At 36.7% G+C, this 16,123-nt stretch carries 18 protein-coding genes and 2 pseudogenes; 6 read left to right on the top strand and 14 right to left on the bottom strand.

The window, feature by feature from the left end:
• The 3 genes from AB4Z50_RS35320 to AB4Z50_RS35310 all read right to left on the bottom strand — a co-directional run.
• A partial coding sequence (locus AB4Z50_RS35320; protein ID WP_441887087.1) for a hypothetical protein occupies positions 1-198 on the bottom strand: 198 nt, incomplete at its 3' end.
• Positions 199-450: 252 nt separating this feature from the next.
• Positions 451-852 (bottom strand): DUF3888 domain-containing protein, encoded by a 402-nt coding sequence (locus AB4Z50_RS35315; RefSeq protein WP_441887089.1) that lies wholly within the window; start codon positions 850-852, stop codon positions 451-453.
• Between the two features lie 247 nt (positions 853-1,099).
• Positions 1,100-1,810, bottom strand: coding sequence for a DUF4386 domain-containing protein (locus tag AB4Z50_RS35310; protein ID WP_441887085.1), 711 nt, complete (start codon positions 1,808-1,810; stop codon positions 1,100-1,102).
• 24 nt (positions 1,811-1,834) lie between these two features.
• Between AB4Z50_RS35310 and AB4Z50_RS35305 the strand changes: the two genes are divergently transcribed.
• Entirely contained in the window at positions 1,835-2,701 is an 867-nt protein-coding gene (locus AB4Z50_RS35305; RefSeq protein ID WP_441887083.1) for a helix-turn-helix transcriptional regulator, read from the top strand.
• A 407-nt stretch (positions 2,702-3,108) separates the two neighbouring features.
• Here AB4Z50_RS35305 and AB4Z50_RS35300 read toward each other — a convergent pair whose 3' ends face one another.
• Positions 3,109-3,543 (bottom strand): GNAT family N-acetyltransferase, encoded by a 435-nt coding sequence (locus AB4Z50_RS35300; protein WP_441887081.1) that lies wholly within the window; start codon positions 3,541-3,543, stop codon positions 3,109-3,111.
• A gap of 538 nt (positions 3,544-4,081) precedes the next feature.
• On the opposite strand from AB4Z50_RS35300, the gene AB4Z50_RS35295 reads away from it, so the two are divergent.
• The gene (locus tag AB4Z50_RS35295) at positions 4,082-5,932 is read left to right on the top strand and encodes an ATP-dependent nuclease (RefSeq protein WP_441887079.1); all 1,851 of its coding nucleotides are present in this window, start codon (positions 4,082-4,084) and stop codon (positions 5,930-5,932) included.
• 145 nt (positions 5,933-6,077) lie between these two features.
• On the opposite strand, the gene AB4Z50_RS35290 is transcribed toward AB4Z50_RS35295, so the two are convergent.
• From AB4Z50_RS35290 to AB4Z50_RS35250, 9 genes and pseudogenes are all read right to left on the bottom strand, one after another.
• The gene (locus AB4Z50_RS35290) at positions 6,078-6,764 is read right to left on the bottom strand and encodes a DNA-methyltransferase (protein ID WP_441887077.1); all 687 of its coding nucleotides are present in this window, start codon (positions 6,762-6,764) and stop codon (positions 6,078-6,080) included.
• A 191-nt stretch (positions 6,765-6,955) separates the two neighbouring features.
• Positions 6,956-7,516: a DinB/UmuC family translesion DNA polymerase gene (locus AB4Z50_RS35285; RefSeq protein ID WP_441887075.1), complete on the bottom strand. Its 561-nt coding sequence runs from the start codon at positions 7,514-7,516 to the stop codon at positions 6,956-6,958.
• Between the two features lie 268 nt (positions 7,517-7,784).
• The gene (locus AB4Z50_RS35280) at positions 7,785-7,982 is read right to left on the bottom strand and encodes a hypothetical protein (protein ID WP_441887073.1); all 198 of its coding nucleotides are present in this window, start codon (positions 7,980-7,982) and stop codon (positions 7,785-7,787) included.
• Between the two features lie 83 nt (positions 7,983-8,065).
• Positions 8,066-8,661: pseudogene (locus tag AB4Z50_RS35275) on the bottom strand (recombinase family protein).
• Positions 8,662-8,825: 164 nt separating this feature from the next.
• Positions 8,826-9,000, bottom strand: a pseudogene (locus tag AB4Z50_RS35270) (stage V sporulation protein R); the annotation flags it as partial.
• A 749-nt stretch (positions 9,001-9,749) separates the two neighbouring features.
• Positions 9,750-10,331: a hypothetical protein gene (locus AB4Z50_RS35265; RefSeq protein WP_441887071.1), complete on the bottom strand. Its 582-nt coding sequence runs from the start codon at positions 10,329-10,331 to the stop codon at positions 9,750-9,752.
• A 148-nt stretch (positions 10,332-10,479) separates the two neighbouring features.
• On the bottom strand, positions 10,480-11,442 hold the full coding sequence (locus AB4Z50_RS35260) for a hypothetical protein (protein WP_441887069.1): 963 nt from the start codon (positions 11,440-11,442) through the stop codon (positions 10,480-10,482).
• 466 nt (positions 11,443-11,908) lie between these two features.
• Positions 11,909-12,046 (bottom strand): hypothetical protein, encoded by a 138-nt coding sequence (locus AB4Z50_RS35255; protein WP_441887067.1) that lies wholly within the window; start codon positions 12,044-12,046, stop codon positions 11,909-11,911.
• A gap of 16 nt (positions 12,047-12,062) precedes the next feature.
• Positions 12,063-12,278, bottom strand: a complete 216-nt coding sequence (locus AB4Z50_RS35250) for a hypothetical protein (protein ID WP_441887065.1) — start codon at positions 12,276-12,278, stop codon at positions 12,063-12,065.
• Positions 12,279-12,391: 113 nt separating this feature from the next.
• Here AB4Z50_RS35250 and AB4Z50_RS35245 point away from each other — a divergent pair, with 113 nt between their 5' ends.
• The 4 genes from AB4Z50_RS35245 (at position 12,392) to AB4Z50_RS35230 (ending at position 15,025) form a co-directional block, all read left to right on the top strand.
• Positions 12,392-12,856, top strand: a complete 465-nt coding sequence (locus tag AB4Z50_RS35245; RefSeq protein ID WP_441887063.1) for a CBO0543 family protein — start codon at positions 12,392-12,394, stop codon at positions 12,854-12,856.
• 148 nt (positions 12,857-13,004) lie between these two features.
• On the top strand, positions 13,005-13,781 hold the full coding sequence (locus AB4Z50_RS35240; protein ID WP_441887061.1) for a hypothetical protein: 777 nt from the start codon (positions 13,005-13,007) through the stop codon (positions 13,779-13,781).
• Between the two features lie 197 nt (positions 13,782-13,978).
• Positions 13,979-14,302: a WGxxGxxG family protein gene (locus tag AB4Z50_RS35235; protein ID WP_339207494.1), complete on the top strand. Its 324-nt coding sequence runs from the start codon at positions 13,979-13,981 to the stop codon at positions 14,300-14,302.
• 204 nt (positions 14,303-14,506) lie between these two features.
• Complete coding sequence (locus tag AB4Z50_RS35230) at positions 14,507-15,025, top strand: DUF3231 family protein (protein WP_441887059.1); 519 nt, start codon at positions 14,507-14,509, stop codon at positions 15,023-15,025.
• 728 nt (positions 15,026-15,753) lie between these two features.
• On the opposite strand, the gene AB4Z50_RS35225 is transcribed toward AB4Z50_RS35230, so the two are convergent.
• The gene (locus tag AB4Z50_RS35225) at positions 15,754-16,026 is read right to left on the bottom strand and encodes a hypothetical protein (protein ID WP_441887057.1); all 273 of its coding nucleotides are present in this window, start codon (positions 16,024-16,026) and stop codon (positions 15,754-15,756) included.
• Positions 16,027-16,123: the final 97 nt, after the last annotated feature.

Genomic DNA, 16,123 nt, shown 5'->3' with positions numbered 1-16,123 from the left:
CATTGGGGTTGTTTTTCTTTCAATCTTACCAATCTCTTTGCCTACTTCTTCAATTGGAACCTCTTCTTTAGATAATCCATAAAGGGTGTTATTCCAAGCAACGGAAGCTGGATAGGTACTTGATGAGTTTGACCCATTATTATCACTACAACCTGCTGCAAAGAATGACAGAAACATAACAATAATTATTATCCTCATAATTCTCCCCCCTTTAAGAAAAATACTGTTGTACCATTAAGACGAACGSAAAAGCTCGGTTGTTGCGTTAACCTGYCCGTTAGTTTAATAAAAGACTTGCTCATAACATGACTAAAAATCAAAAAAACCGACCTTATGAGGTCGGTTTTTTTCATGGTGGGTATGGAGGCGAGGGGAATGGATACCTCTTATATACAGAATATTTCCTCCATCATATGCAAGTACAAAAATAAGCTATAGTGTACCGTTAGCTCAACGAAGAATGTGTTGCCAGTATGGAGGCAACTCATAGTCCCTAATGTGTTTGTATTCTAGAATCATTACAGCTCCTGTATTATCTACACGAAACTTCATCGAGTCCATCCCTACATCTAAATGAGGTCCCACATACGGAATCACTGTAACATTAACATCAATATGCGAAGGATGGTATTCAACGTTTAATTCAGTCCCTCCTAGAAAAGGCGAAAACGTAGGTGACTCTGTTAGTTTATCTTCATAATATCGATTAATCTGTTCCTTTATATTTGGAGTTAACAAAGTAAGTACAAGCCTTTCCAATGGTTCTTCGTGTGGTTTAGCGTAAACTGGCTGTATAAGCACGAAGGAAATGATGACTGCTAGCAGTAACCCGATATAGCTTTTAACATTCACTACAATCACCCCATTGAAGTAATTTCCGTTAAGTGACTTGGGTTTATGCATGCAACAAAATAAAATGCAAATCCATTAACGTAATCTGCCCGTTAGTTTAATAAAGAAAGGGAGCAGCTGCCGCAGCAAACTACTCCAAGTTTGTTCAACTATCGTTTCCCGTTAGTTCAACAAAACTCCTTTATTTTGTGATACGGTTCACCTTAGTATATCTAAAACAATATTACACTCGCCACCAAAATCTACATTAGTATAACTCTATTTTTGCTCTAAGTTTCTTGAGGTTTTGCTTGTGAAATCCCTTCACAATCAACCAGGCTGCCAAACTCAACTCATAAATACCCACAGGTAGAGCAATAAATCCTTTTGCTGCAGATAGAGGTTCTACAATACCGAACATTTCTAATAGACCGGCTATAAATACGAGTACAGCCGTAATCATACCAAACAGAGCTAGCGGTCTTGGCACTAAACCTGTTCGAAAAAGCAAATAGCTATACAATGCCGTATTGATACCCAACATAAAATTAGGTCCTAACATCGAAGTCCAACGATGGAAAGCTTGCAGCATGTAACCGATCTCGTGAAGATTTTCTTCACTTGTTAAGCTGTTTGCTTCATAATGAATACTAAGTTGCAATAAACCTAGTATACTGACCACGCCTATTGCAATAAGAACAGCTTCCATAAATCGAAAGCATAGATGTCCTAGTGCTAGATGTTCATTCCAACGACGAAGGTAAGGAAACAACATAACGGCTGTACCTACTGCTGTCAGAACGAGCAAGAGATCGTTAATGACTCCGAGTAAAACCTTTGTTTTAAATCCATTTGCCACGGACATATACCATTGTTCTGACAATACCGGCTCATAAGAAATAACAGCGATGACTGAAGTGACTGCAGCAACAAAATAAAAAATACCGATGATGATCCCATTCATTCTGTCTTGCGTCATAAACTTTACCTCCTGGGGGTTATTATGGACCAATACGAAGTCATAGAGAGTGCTTTAAACCATATTGAGAACAATTTAGACCAGCCTCTATCACTAGAGTCTGTGGCTAATACCTTCAACATGTCCAAATTCTACTTCCACAGACTTTTTTCTGCCATGATGGGTTGTACTTTAAACAACTACATATTATCCAGAAGATTGAACGCATCACTACAATGCATTCAAACCGATCATTTACCACTAACAGATATTGCCTACCAGCTAAACTTTGGAACTCAATCATCTTTCACCCGCGCTTTCAAACGCCAATACGGTATGGCTCCAAGCTCTCTAAGAGTAAGTGATATGAACATTTCTCAAACACCAATGCCTTCTGTGGTTAGAAGACCCATTAAAAACATCAATGGTGATATTGTTACCGATTTCACCCTAACGGAGTTCGATTCAATCCGGGTGAGCGGCATAGCCTTTGAGGTTGACCTGGCAACTGATGATTACAAGACGAAGATTCGGTCTCATTCGCTTAAACTGTTAAATGACATTGATAAAACAGTTAATGGTTCATGTTTCGTCATTTATTCTAATTGCCAACCCAATTCATCTCGCTTCAAGGTACTGTTCGGGATCCCATTTGATATTCAGATAAATAGACCATTCTATTTTACCGTTGATGTACCACGGCTCTTCTGTGCCAAGTTCAAATATTCTGGTGACCTCCTTGATATAGGTGATGTTCTCAAAACTGATTATGCAAGATTTTTAAAGATTTCCAGGCAGGAAGCAGACGATTCACATATTGAACTTATTCAATTTTTTGATGACATTCACAATCTTGATTTGGCATACCACATTTATGCACCTATCAAAAGGATACCTATCGATTCAGATTAATCATGACGCTTTATGGTAACCGTAATCGCTTTTATGCCCTCCAGTCTGTTTCATTTTGATTTGATGAATACAAGATAACATAATGGCTAAACATACACTTTCCAAATCTTGCTGTAACGAAAAGAGCACCCCTTTCGAGATGCATTTTCATCAACTATATCAACTATGTGACCTATATTCTGATAGTGAGCAGCGTCAACACTCCACATCGCCGTTACTTGTGGTTCGGTTCACCGGAATTAATCTTCAACTATACTGCCCGTTAGCGTAATGAAGCAGCCGATCATTGTGGTCGGCTGCTTCTGTGTTTTAATTGAACTATCGTTTCCCGTTAGCTTAACGAGATCGCCGCTCTAAGCCGGCAGCCTCTCTTTCATCCATTTTGTCACCTCTTATCTCCCGATAGCTTAGTCAGCTCTTGATAAAGACTTTTTGAAATAAACAGCGGATTCATCATAACCAATAGCCTTATAGAAATCACTTGCTCTTCTTGTGGCAAGTGCAACCAGCTTTGAACCACGCCGAACTGCTTTTTCTTCAATAAGTACCATAAGATTTTTTCCAACACCTTTACTCCTGTAATCTTCTAGTACGAATAATTCCTCAACCCAACTTATTAAACCATTTGCATAAAAAGTGGAGTGATGGAAGGCTAGTACATATCCAATGATACCTGTTTCAATCTCTGCGACTACTAAGTCTGCATCTTTGTTACTCAAAACATCAAGAAAGGTTCGTCTGAAATCCGTTTTATTCAACTTAAAACTAGTCGAAAGCTTAGCGGATAGATCAAACAATACCTCTTCATCTTTAGAAATTGCATTTCTATAATTAAGCCTCATTGGAACCCCCTTCGAACCATCAATATTTTAAGTGTACTTTTTCGGTAATTAAACTTCCACTATTTGTTAAGTTAATCTGCCCGTTAGTTTAATGAAAGACTTGCTCTTAACATAAATAAAATTCAAAAAAACCGACCTAATAAGGTCGGAGACGAGGGGAAAAGATAATTTTCAAAAGTTTGCACATTTTTAATTCGGGAAAATTTTTTGTTGAAAAAATTCTTTAACGACGCGATAATAACTGGGATTTAATTGTTGATGCTAGGCATTTTCAGTTGCTTTTAATTTTAGGTTTGGATGTACTGAAGCTTCTGTAGCAAATGAAGTAAAAAAGCTAAGGAGTACGACAGTTGTTAAGAAAAATTATATCTTCACATGATTCTCTCGCCCATTTTTCTTAGTTTGTATGTGCATAGGAAAGATATATAGCCAATGACAATTGAACTAACTTATTCCCCACTAACAATTTCCCAATTGTAGGAAAAGAAAATTTCCATTATCATAGGGATATATTAAACAAACATACTAGGGGGCATCCATGAAACTATCCAAAATCACCATAAATAACTATAAAGGAATTCAGCATTTATCATTAGATATTGAGAATATCAGCATCATTATTGGTCCGAACAATTGCAGTAAAAGCACAGTTCTTCAAGCCATCGAACAATTTGGTAAAGCGGATAAGACTCTTGATGAAAACTGTTACTATAGACACGACACAAGTCGTGCAATCAGTTTCCACGCAACATTCATTGATGTGACAGCAGCAGAATTAGAGCTTCATGGGATTCGTAATTCACTTCATGAGCCAACTGGACATTTTATTGTACGAGCAGTTTATGAATATGGAGAACCTGTAAAACGCTTTTCCAAAACCTCAGGAGAACCTACTCATGATATGAATAATGAGGGTTGGGACGGGAGGATGGGGGGGGGCAATAATGGCACTCATTTTCTTAACGTATTCCCTGAAGTTCTTTATATACCAGCAGTTCGTCATGCAAATGAAGAGATAAAAAATAGTTCTGACTACATAAAAACCCTAACTCAACTATATAAAGAAGTTATTATGGAGACTAATGAATACTTAGATGCGACTCGTGCGAATAGGGAACTACAAAACAGAATAAACTCGCACACTAATGAAAGAATAAGTTTCTTTCAAAATGAGGTGAAATCATTTTTAAATAACATTACCTCAACAAGTGTTGATTTTAAAGTTAACTTTAAACCTATTGAAGAATTCATCAGTAGTTCAGTAAATACTGTTTTTAATTATAACGGCATAAATACATCTATTGAACATCAAGGAAATGGTGTGCAACGTACTTTTATTGTTTCGATTTTAAAAGGCTATCGAAAATATAGAAGCGAATTCCCTCCTGAAGGAAGGGAACAAATAGCAGCCCGTAGGCCGTTAATAATTGCAGTTGAAGAACCGGAACTATACTTGCATCCGCATATTGCACGAGTTTTTAAGGATACCTTGTACCAGCTAGCTGATGATCGGTTTTTTCAAGTTATCGCAACTTCTCATTCTCCCAACTTTATCGATTTATCAAAACCAAACAGAACACTTATTCGCTTCTCTTTAGATTCTAATCAAGATGTCAAAGCAAACCAAGTTAGTTCTGATATCTATGGCTTACCTGAGGATGAAAGAGATAAATTTCAAGCCCTCTTGAAATTCAACCCTCATCTAAATGAAGTTTTCTTTGCACAGCAAGCAATTCTTGTTGAAGGCGATACTGAGGTTGTCGCATTTAGACAAATAGCGGAAAAGCTTATGGTTTCAGGTTTACTTTCATCTGATGTATTTCATAAAACCTCAATAGTAAACTGTGCAGGTAAACCTACAATGTACGTTGTATTGAATGTCTTAAATAATTTTGGAATTCCCTATACGGTTATTCATGATATGGATATTACTGAACTTGGAAAAAATGGGCAAAGAAGAGCTAGCTCTACCCTTCGTCAAGCAATTACCATAAATTATAAAATTGAAGTATTAGCATCTGTTCGTGCTAACAAGAAATTTGTTCTTCAACATACTTTTGAGGCAGAAATGCCCGAAACTTATGAAAAGGGCACCTCTAAATCGTATGCAGCATATGAGTTTTTAAAAGACAAGTCTCTAGAAGAGCTTCCTTTAAGATTGTTACAAATTATTAAATCAGCATACGGTATTCCGTTAGAAGTTCCGATTGTTCATCTTGTTGATGAATTAATGCAACAATATTTAGTTGAAAATCCTGATTGGTCTGAACTTCATGATGCGTTTCAAGGATGGCAAATACCAGTACACGAACAATTTATAAGAAATGTATGGGATGAAATAAACCATCCTTTTGCAGCTGCGGCATCTGATGATATACCAAGTCGATAAAAAACTCCTTCTTAAAGTGGCAGGGTTCGACTTTTTGCTTTCGTTTGTTGTAATGGCAGTCTAGGACGAGTGTTTATAACTTAGACTGCCAACCTAGTGATAAAGTTACTGAGACCTATCCGCTAATTCAATCTGTAGCTATAACTTATATTCCCAACGCCTTTTGTATCCTTTCCATTGCAACATCATACCAATTTTTATCAATTTCAAAAGCCATCCAAGACCGACTTGTAATAATGGCTGCCTCTTCCGCAACCCCACTACCTGCGAAAAAATCTACCATTAACTCTCCAGTCTCACTACTATTCACAATCATTTCCTTTAACAACTCTACAGGCTTTTCCGTTGGATGTATGGTTTTATTACCATGAATGCGTGGTATGCGCCAAATGTCTGTCTGCTTTCGTGTTGAGATCCGTCTGACACGTTTATCTCCTTTCACAGCAAAGATGATAAATTCGTGGCGATAGCGGTATTGCCAACCAAGGCCCATATGTTCTTTATCCCATACAATACAGTTCTTCACTATGAAACCTGCATTACGCAGCCAAATCACCATGTCTGCATACATCCGCCAGTCAATACAAACATAAATATGTCGTCCTGGCTTGAGAACTCTGTAAGCTTGAAAAATCCATTGCATACAAAAACGCTTGTATTCCGCCGGTGAAAGCATATCATTCTCTATTATATTAAATCTTGGCTTTTTCGTTTTCGTTTGTGTTGTCCCACCAAATCTTAAGTTATATGGTGGATCTGCTATCAATAAATCGACTGAGTTATCTTCTAAATGTTTCTTTGAACCTTCAATACAGCTTTCGTTATATAACATCCTATTCCTCCTGGTATATGTGTCTCTTATATATAAATTCTACACTACGATTTGGAACAAGTGTTCTCTTTTTTCACAAAAAAAAAGCTGTAGGATTTCTCCCACAACTTTATTTTACCGGTGCATTCCGGATTTTATATAAGTATAATGCTAACCTTCAAAATTGTAAATACTTCACATCTGAGGATTTGCTATTTGAAATTACCTCCTATTTTCATACTGCGATCTGATGCCTTGCCAGCTGGAGTAGCAGAAGTAGCTCTTATAATAATTGAGTCACCATGCTTTTGTTTTAATAAGTCAGTTACACGTTCTAATGCTCGTGCTTTTTCTCGGTCTTGGTCGAATAATGATATTTGATATTCATCGTCGGAGGAAAATTGAGATAAACTGATGCCTATTCTTCGAATAGGTAATCCATCCCAATGTCTCTGTAATAATTCCACAGCAGCTCTATACACTTGATTGGTTACATTTGTAGGATCTACCATTTTCATTTGTCGATAAAAACCTGTCGGGCGTTCAAAATCAGCCCCTAAGCAACCCACCGATACTACATGCCCCATATAGCCTTTGCCTCTGCAGCGCTGGCATACGAGCTCTGTAAGCTCTAGGAGCACTACCTTTATCTCATCGAGCTTGCGATAATCACGAGGAAGTGTCATCATATGGCCAACTGTTTTAGGTGCAACCTGATGAGTTCCTGGCGTGACTGGGCTTTCATCAATTCCATTAGCTATGCGCCAATACATTTCTGCATTAACATCTGAGTTTTTACCAAACTTAGCCTCATCATTAATTTAAGTTTATCTAAAGGTGTACCTGCAAGTTTTCCAATAGTATCAAGACCCATAAAATTTAGATGTCGTGTCATCTTGCTGCCGACCATAAACATTTTATCAATATGCAAAGTCCAGAGTGTCTCGTGCAAATTTTCTTTTGTCAGCACATACATTCCTGATTTGTTTTTCTTCGCATAATTATCACAGGCCTAGATCCGCTAACATGATAACTTTGCTTTTAGCCAATAAATACCACCACGGGCTCTGCAGCTAATATGTTTTTAACTAAAAAATTTCGCCTTCCTTGTCTAACCAGACAAAAAGCCTTTATGTGTCCCTGATCCACCGATAACATATTTATTTTTCTTTTGGACAAGTTCTTATTCTTGCTGAGATATACAATCTCAACAATTGCACCTATCCATTTCTCGTCCATAAGACTCACCCCCAAACAGAACGTTTGTTCTTATTATGTACAGAGCTAACGTTCTTATTCCAGAGAAAAGATTTAACAGATTATTAGCCCTCATACTCATTTACTCGTCGGCAAAACGTACTATGCGTTAATCCTAATACCTTCCTAGCAGCTACTCCAGTAATGAGTCCAGCTTTCCAATCTTGATAAACCTTAATAAAGGTGGTATCGATTTCTTTTCGCGGCTTACCAAACTTTACTCCTTCAATTATAGCTACTGCAATTCCTTCAGCTTGCCGCTGCAGATTCTTTTTACGCTCTTGTTCTGCTACATAAGCAAGCAAACTAAGAAATTGATTCTCCAGAACCTTTCAGAAGTCCCCCATTGTCCGATACTTTCTAGAATCAAATAGCAGCTCGTTATCCAAACAAACGATATCCGCTCCAACCTCACGAGTGATATATTTCCACTCATCTATGATTCCATCATAGTCTCGTCCCAATCGATCTAATGAATCAATGTAAATTAAATCACCTTGTCTCAACATATAAGACGCATTGCTTGGTACTGAGGTCGATTGAAATCTTTCCCACTTAATTTATCAACAAAAAGATATCGCTCATTTAGACCCAGTTCTCGAAACTTAAGTAGTTGCCTTTCCGGATTTTGCTCTTTAGAAGAAACACACACATAGCCCATCTCTTTGAACTCCACCTTCACAATAACGATATCTATGTCTCCTAAGGGAGCCCTCTCTATCCTAAAATAGAAAGACCGATCGAATGAGATCGGGGTTTCTGTAACATATTTATTTAAATGTGTTAGCTCTTTAAAACAGAATTAAGAAGAGCTATCCTCTTACCTCAAACAAACTTCCGACTCGTTTTCTTCCCATCACAGCTGAACACAATCTTCTTATCCTCAACAAACGTCTCCAGATGAAACGTTTTTCACCCAAAGCTGAACGACATGAGGCAGCGTACGCTCCACATACTTCAGATCGAGCTCCATCCCTTCATACTCATGAATAAGATAAAGCTATACTTTATAGATGAATATATTCGGCAGCATCAGTTAGTGAGATGTTTTCCGTATAATGGTTCTTCAAATAATTAACTGCTTTTACTACATATTCGGACTGTGTTCTCTTTTGTTTCTTTAAGACATAACACACAAAATTCTCGAAGATAAGCCGAATCCATTGTTTGATTTCATCTAATGTTTCCATCCTTTGATAAGAAAACGTAGGGCGCTTTATTGCTTAATTAGATTTCTGTCGAAGTAGCAGCTGCTCGAATAGGCAATACAAAGTTGTCATCCATCGATCAGAAATCCTGGAACGGGTATATCTTTGAGGAGCAAGCGCAGGTAAGATTAGAGTCGGGATGGCGATTATATCTTTATATTCGTAGCAACCTATTCAAATGGTGTAATTAATGAAACGGATGTGACCATTCAAATTAAAGATAGCTGGACGTCATTTTTCGAGTTCGTTTCATAAGTCGTGGTAGTCAGTTAAGTTAAGTAAGAAGTGTTGTATTGAAGTATTGGCAGTCGAATACCCTAATGCTATTGAGGTTCCATCTTTAATGATCTATTCCCGTTTGCTTAATGCAATCATATGTGATCTTTATTTTTCCTTTAGCACGATTTGCACCAACTCTAAGACCATTAAGTTTCACTAAGACCTTATGCATAATTGTATAGAAGATGAACTCAATCAATGCTCCGTGTCTAACAGTTGAAGTGCAGTAGTGGTTTTCTTTATATTTAATGTATGCTATCAATCAACGCCCAGTATATATAATTTTTCCTGACTCATCTATTAAACGGAATATAAAACTTGAAGCATCTTCAAAATCCATCTTAGTGTAGTAAACGGCATATCCATTGTCAACTTCTAGTTCCTTAAAAAATGTTGATGCTTTTTTAATATCGACTTGAGTTTTGAATAGCATATCATCATTGCTTACAATTACCTTCTTTACATGGGGGTCAAGAATTTCAGCAGCAATAATTGTTTCATATTTTCGGTTTGAATGCTTAGTCATTACACTTATCCATGTTCTTTTCATTTTGTCTGTCCCACTTGGAAGCAGTTCTTCTTTATTTGTTACTTTATATAAAAACCATTTTTTCTTTAATTCTATGAGATACTTCTTATTAAGTTCTTTCTCAACTAACAAATTAATGTCGCCAAACTCTTTTGAATAAACAATTTGACTCTTTTTATGTTTGTTAGACAATGCAAGTGCACTTGACTCTGTAAACGCATAACCATTAGAAAGCATAAATAAAATCGCAACTACTATGACAGCTAATATTATAAATATACTTTTTTTCATTATCTTCTTATCATTATTCTTCATTGTTCCTCCTCGTCGCTGACTTAAGATAATATATATATATCTAAATGTCGCTCAACCAATATCTATAGTATGTATCAAATGGAAAAGAACTTCAATCTTTACATAAAGATTGAAGTTCTCGATAAATTTAAAAATGATACTAATTAATTTAGGTGTTTTGAACAGTAAAAGTACCATCCAAGTACCAGTCGTCTCCTATTAAACCGGGCCATGACATACCTGCGATACCCATTACAGCGCTTACAAAACCAGGAATATATGGGTGAGCATAACTGGCAAGTATCTGCTTATTTGTGCCTCGTAGAGTTCTCGGAACTCTAAGATCATCGACTATTACTCCGTAATTATGATGAGAATGTTTAAGATCGAAGGTTCCTTGAGATTGACCGAATTTCCTTACAATTGTCATAGCTTCCTGCTGAATTGTATTATTAACCTGGGGCAACCAATTATTAGCCCCGTAAGATGATGCACTTGAGATACCAGTAGCATTATCCCAATATTGTACTACTGAGTCACTAAAATAATAATTAGGTTGTCCATCCCAATTATACTCAGTATATAAATCATATTTAAATTCTTGTCCTGTAGAGCTTAACCCCTGATAAATCATACTAGTTGATGCGCTCCATTTTCCATCCTTTTCTGTATCTATAGGGATTACAGCTTTCGTACTAATTCCRCCATTACTTTGCTTCATTAAAGTCAGGCTATCTTTCTCTTTAATCGCATTAACTTCATCTCTATTTTCATCGGTAATTAAATATCTAGTGCCGTCAACACTGTTGTAATAATGCTTTAGACTGCTTTGTATTTCGACAGCTACTCCACCTCGGCTAATAATTCTCTTTTTTAGTTCTGGAGAATAATGCTCGATTTGTTCGTTTGATAGTTTCATCTCACTTAATACCTGATTGACTTGTATTTCTGATAGATTCAAAAAAGTTGAGACTGGTGCAATCCGACCATCGTCATACTTTGTAATTGTCAGTGCCCCATTAAGTACAATTTTCCTCTCATTTTTTTCAATTTTTTCTGGTCTTTCGGTGGCTTGGGCAACAGAAGCAAACATTAAAAATACAACAGGTAAAATAAGGCTCCATTTCTTCATGCTCTTCCTACAATACATTATTTTCCTTCTAAACCAATATAGTAATAAACAATTTGCATGTCAACTAGTTTTTTTCTAAATAATAGATTCAATGATGGTTATAAATCCCTTTTTAGTTTAACTATTTTAAAATACAAAATTGTTTATTGTTTCGTTTTGTTGATTATTTTTGCTGTTTCATGGCATCTTAAACTATTAACTTATTATTACAGATTCAAGCTTACTTTTGATATTTCCAGTCTTAGGTTTTCGTAGAGTTAATGAAACGGAAGTGACCATCGAAATTACCGTCCAAACGGACAAAGTCTCAAAAAGCATGCTTTTTGATACACTAAAAAAAGACACTATAAAGCGTTTCAAAAACTGTATATTTGATTTTTGGTACGTTTCATTTTCTTATCACACATTTTGATACGGTATAATCATCGAGATCTTGATTAGTAATTGGTCTTTACATAGCCTCTCCTTAGTTAATTTCAAAGTTTTGATCAACTTTATCCAGTAGCCCGTCGTTTCTTAATTCCTCTTCAGCTCTAAGTCTTGCTTCACTCTCATTGGCAGCTTCTACGGCAAATATAAGATCGTATTTCGCATCAAGATACAATGAATTGAAAAATTTCTCATAGTGATCCTCCTTCGTTGCCCTTGAAAGCACCTGCTGGTGACAATTGGATAAATCGTTCTAGGCTGGCTATTAACCAATCCTTTTGAGCCTTGATGTTATCGGTGTCAAAAATCGTATTCTCTTGCAAATACCGCAGCCAAAAATAATCATCATATTGTTTTATTTCAGTCAACTTGTTTTTAATGTCCTCTAACTCTTTTTGTTCCTCCATACAGCCCTCCATGTTCTTCCGTATTCAGACTTGAACATAAAGTTAATTGAATATCTACTCGCTTTTATGACGATACTTCATATAAAAACTTTCAATACGGAGTGAAACTAAAAATGCTATACAATATTATTTTTGGCTTCATAATTCCTTGGGTTTTAGCATCGTTCATAGTTCGAAAACAACCGATCCTATTTATTGTCATTAGTCCTGTAACGGCAGTAATTTCAATGATTATAAATACAATAGGCATCTATTTTGGTTTTTGGGATTTTAAACCTATTTTCGAGAAAAATGAAACTATTTCCGCATTACCTATGGATTTGGGGCTATACGCTGTTTTAGGTTCTCTATTAATTTACAATCTTTCAAAAAGAACTTTTCGACTCCATCCAGTTATCTTTATTTTGATTTTCAGCTTACTCACCACTGTCCTTGAATACACAGCCCTTCTATTTGGATTCGTAATGTACGGAAACGGATGGAATATAGGTTGGACATTCATTTCCTACTTAATTGCGTATCTATGTGTTACAACAGCATGGATAATTGCTAAAGAGCATATTGAAGTAGTTAAGTAATAGAATATTCAAATCTGTCCGTCAATTTATTTAATTTTGAATAAAACTTAGGTCGCAATCATTTACTCTCGATAAATCTAGTCAACTGTCTAACACACCATTCCAACAAAATCATAAAATAAGGCATCTATGTGAGGAGGTGTATTCGATGAAATGTTCCACTACTAGGCTTAAAATAGGTTTGAAAAGAAATAGCCCAAAGAGATGTAAACATAATTCCTTAATTAAAGGGAGACGCAAAAGACGAATTATTAAAGTGCTTGCACGGAATGGAACACAAGGGGCTGCAGGGGCTGCAGGGCCTCCCGGGCCACAGGGTCCAACCGGTCCGCAGGGATTACCTGGTACTTCAGGAGTTGGACTTCTTACTTTTTATGATTTTTTTCAGATTCCCGATCCTATGATTACCGGTGGTCCAGCCATTACAACAATCGTACTTCCAGTGTCACCTGCTATGATTGGTCCGGAAGTTCAAGTCAGTAACCAGTCAATAACTTTAAGTAATGTTAATATAAATAGTCGAGTGGCATTAAAAGCAACCATCGTATGGAGCTTTAACTTCATAAGCGAAGTTGCCCCCGAATTAGCCTTGGCAAGCCAAGTCATGAACTTCAGCTTTTTTCGAGATGCTCCATTATTAGGTGTGCGTGTTGCCTCAGTAGTAGACTCCGGAAGTGTAACCCAGATTAACTTCTCAGGAACAGGTAATACTCTGGTGCAAGGAACCATTACAACAACTTTTGCATGTACCGATACAGGATTAACTGGTCCTAATTCAATTTATTTTTTAACTGCAGCAGCTGGCCCAGCCTCCGGATTTAGTGTAATTACGGATGGTGCACCAATCCCAATTACTAATTTCGCTAATCCTGTAATCAATGAGGTCCATTTCAGCGGTGAGGTAATTGGGCCTAACATCCTCTAGCTAAATTGAGGGGAGGAACTTGTAGCCTCCTCCTTTTTCTTGTAGGTTTCATTCAAAAAAAATGTTATTCAGCCATATATAAATCCCTCCCATGTATTTGATTATTCATTGAGATACATAAAAGCAGAATATTTTTTTATAGTAAGGGCAACTTATAAACGGTAAAAAAAATTTGAACACAAGGAGAATTAGTGAGTATGAAAAAAATTTACTCGTTGCTATTTGCCTTTACAATCCTATCATCCGCACTGTGTTTCCCTGCCTTCGCGGAACAATCAAATCAAGTAGATAGGATGACAACAGATAACAATCGTATGAACAGTTATGGAACAAACAACACAACCACTAATCAAATGAATGGCTATGGAGATGGCTATGGAGCAAATAACACGGGTATGAATGCAAACAACTATCGGACAAATGCGACAACAGACGATAGAAGAAATAATTGGGGCTGGCTTGGTTTGCTTGGCTTAACGGGCTTAATCGGATTAAGAAGCCGAGATCGGGAACGTACTTAAGCAAGAATAGAGAATCATTTTTCATGAACCCCTGCATTTATTGGGGGGTTCATTTGAGTGCAAAATAGCTTCGTTTATTTTTTCTGACTAATCCGAAGTGTTTCCAAGTATTTTTGTGAATTTCACCATTACTCGTATTTTTTCTGTGTAGTTAAGCATATTAAGTCAGTTCAAAAAATTAATGAATCAAAAGGAGCAAATCAAATGGGAATTTTAAGCGGTAATCCAAAGGATGAACCAATGCACTACGGTGAAATATTTAGTGTTTGGCAGGCTTCAACTGTAGCAAAAGGCGCTGTATCCTGTTACCAAGCATACTTAAACCACGCTGGAGACAAAGACTTAAAAAAAATACTGGATGCTCTCATTGATCAAGCCAAGATGGAAATTAAAGAATGTGATACATTGCTTACTGATAACGGAATTGCTTCCGTACCTATGATGCCTGAAAGACCCTCTGTTAAACTCGAAGACATCCCTGTAGGTGCAAGATTCTCTGATCCCGAAATTGCTGCTAAAATTGCCGCTGACACATCACTTGGACTAGTCGCATGTAGCCAAGTTATGGGTCAGTCTATTAGAGAAGATATTGGAGCTTTATTTGCGAAATATCATCTTACTAAAACTGCACTAGGCGTTAAAATACTCGAACTAAGCAAAGAAAAAGGTTGGCTTATACCTCCTCCACTTCAAGTTAAGCGACCAGAGACTGCTAACGCATAAGAATAAGTTGCCAACCTGCCCAATGGGCAGGTTTTTTAATCCTCCTCATGTAATTACAAATTTCCTTTTCAAACTACTTTGAGATTAATGTAACAAGTTTGCTACTCCCGTAATCTTCAATGTTCAACTTACCTGTATATTCCTTAACGACCATCGGACATAATAACTCAGGAGGTGAGAGCCTATGAAATGTGCATATTGTGAAAATTTAAAGCTTATAAAAGGAAGAAAAAAGTTATGTTATATTTGTGCTATCATCAAACGTTAAGAGAATGACAATCTAATCCAGTGGTCCCGTATATTAAATACGGGTCCTATAGTAATTCAATATTCACTGAATTACTTGGCACTCCATATTACATTTTGTGCAGTATCTCTTGTGGTATCTCCGCGTGTGACTGGCTTTTTGCAACAAACTGATATTTCTCCTTTTACAATTTGGCTCAAAGACATAACCTCCCACGTACAAAGATATTCATCAAATTACTTAACTCGTTCACCGTATTTTCTCGCAGCTTTACTGTTGTACAAGCTGTAAATCCGAAGATAAGAAATCATAAAATCAATATCTGATATCGTCTTTGCTTCATTGCTGAAAAAGTCACAATAGCGCTGAATAAACCGCGCCACTGTGACTTTTTCAAAAGTTAATTAATTGCTTTAAGTTCCGCTTTGGCTTGAGCAACCTTTTTTAAAGCTGGGCTGGCGCTATATTTGGTTTCCTCATATTAAAAATTATTCACGACATAGCCTTTGGCCAAATGTTCGAGAAAATGATTTACGTCCCCGTTTTTAAAATCAATAGCAACGATCATTTCTAAAATTTTTCTTTGCTCGTGCTCCGGCGTGGAATTCACAATCAAATTGATGAGGAAATCACTTTCAACCATATGTACTTTTTCGTTATGAGAAATYGAAAAAGTACGTGGTTCTAATTCCTTTTCATCAAAAAAGGTTTTCAATTTTTTCTTACTCGGGACTGACCCCATAACGTGAGACAAATCAAAACACCTTCAAGAAAATGCAACCATGTCGTAAGATATGGAGACAACCTTGGAGGTGTTTTTACGTTGGCAACAAGAGTAAGTTACCCAGTGG

Origin of the sequence: Paenibacillus sp. 2TAB26 (assembly GCF_052115145.1) — a bacterium.
Lineage (GTDB): Bacteria > Bacillota > Bacilli > Paenibacillales > Paenibacillaceae > Pristimantibacillus.
This window is presented reverse-complemented; position numbering and strand designations above follow the sequence as displayed.

Coding starts and splice junctions, on each gene's coding strand:
- AB4Z50_RS35310 (WP_441887085.1), bottom strand. CDS start 1,810: ATGACGCAAGACAGAATGAATGGGATCATCATCGGTATTTTTTATTTT.
- AB4Z50_RS35305 (WP_441887083.1), top strand. CDS start 1,835: ATGGACCAATACGAAGTCATAGAGAGTGCTTTAAACCATATTGAGAAC.
- AB4Z50_RS35300 (WP_441887081.1), bottom strand. CDS start 3,543: ATGAGGCTTAATTATAGAAATGCAATTTCTAAAGATGAAGAGGTATTG.
- AB4Z50_RS35295 (WP_441887079.1), top strand. CDS start 4,082: ATGAAACTATCCAAAATCACCATAAATAACTATAAAGGAATTCAGCAT.
- AB4Z50_RS35290 (WP_441887077.1), bottom strand. CDS start 6,764: ATGTTATATAACGAAAGCTGTATTGAAGGTTCAAAGAAACATTTAGAA.
- AB4Z50_RS35285 (WP_441887075.1), bottom strand. CDS start 7,516: ATGTATTGGCGCATAGCTAATGGAATTGATGAAAGCCCAGTCACGCCA.
- AB4Z50_RS35280 (WP_441887073.1), bottom strand. CDS start 7,982: ATGGACGAGAAATGGATAGGTGCAATTGTTGAGATTGTATATCTCAGC.
- AB4Z50_RS35265 (WP_441887071.1), bottom strand. CDS start 10,331: ATGAAGAATAATGATAAGAAGATAATGAAAAAAAGTATATTTATAATA.
- AB4Z50_RS35250 (WP_441887065.1), bottom strand. CDS start 12,278: ATGGAGGAACAAAAAGAGTTAGAGGACATTAAAAACAAGTTGACTGAA.
- AB4Z50_RS35245 (WP_441887063.1), top strand. CDS start 12,392: ATGCTATACAATATTATTTTTGGCTTCATAATTCCTTGGGTTTTAGCA.
- AB4Z50_RS35240 (WP_441887061.1), top strand. CDS start 13,005: ATGAAATGTTCCACTACTAGGCTTAAAATAGGTTTGAAAAGAAATAGC.
- AB4Z50_RS35235 (WP_339207494.1), top strand. CDS start 13,979: ATGAAAAAAATTTACTCGTTGCTATTTGCCTTTACAATCCTATCATCC.
- AB4Z50_RS35230 (WP_441887059.1), top strand. CDS start 14,507: ATGGGAATTTTAAGCGGTAATCCAAAGGATGAACCAATGCACTACGGT.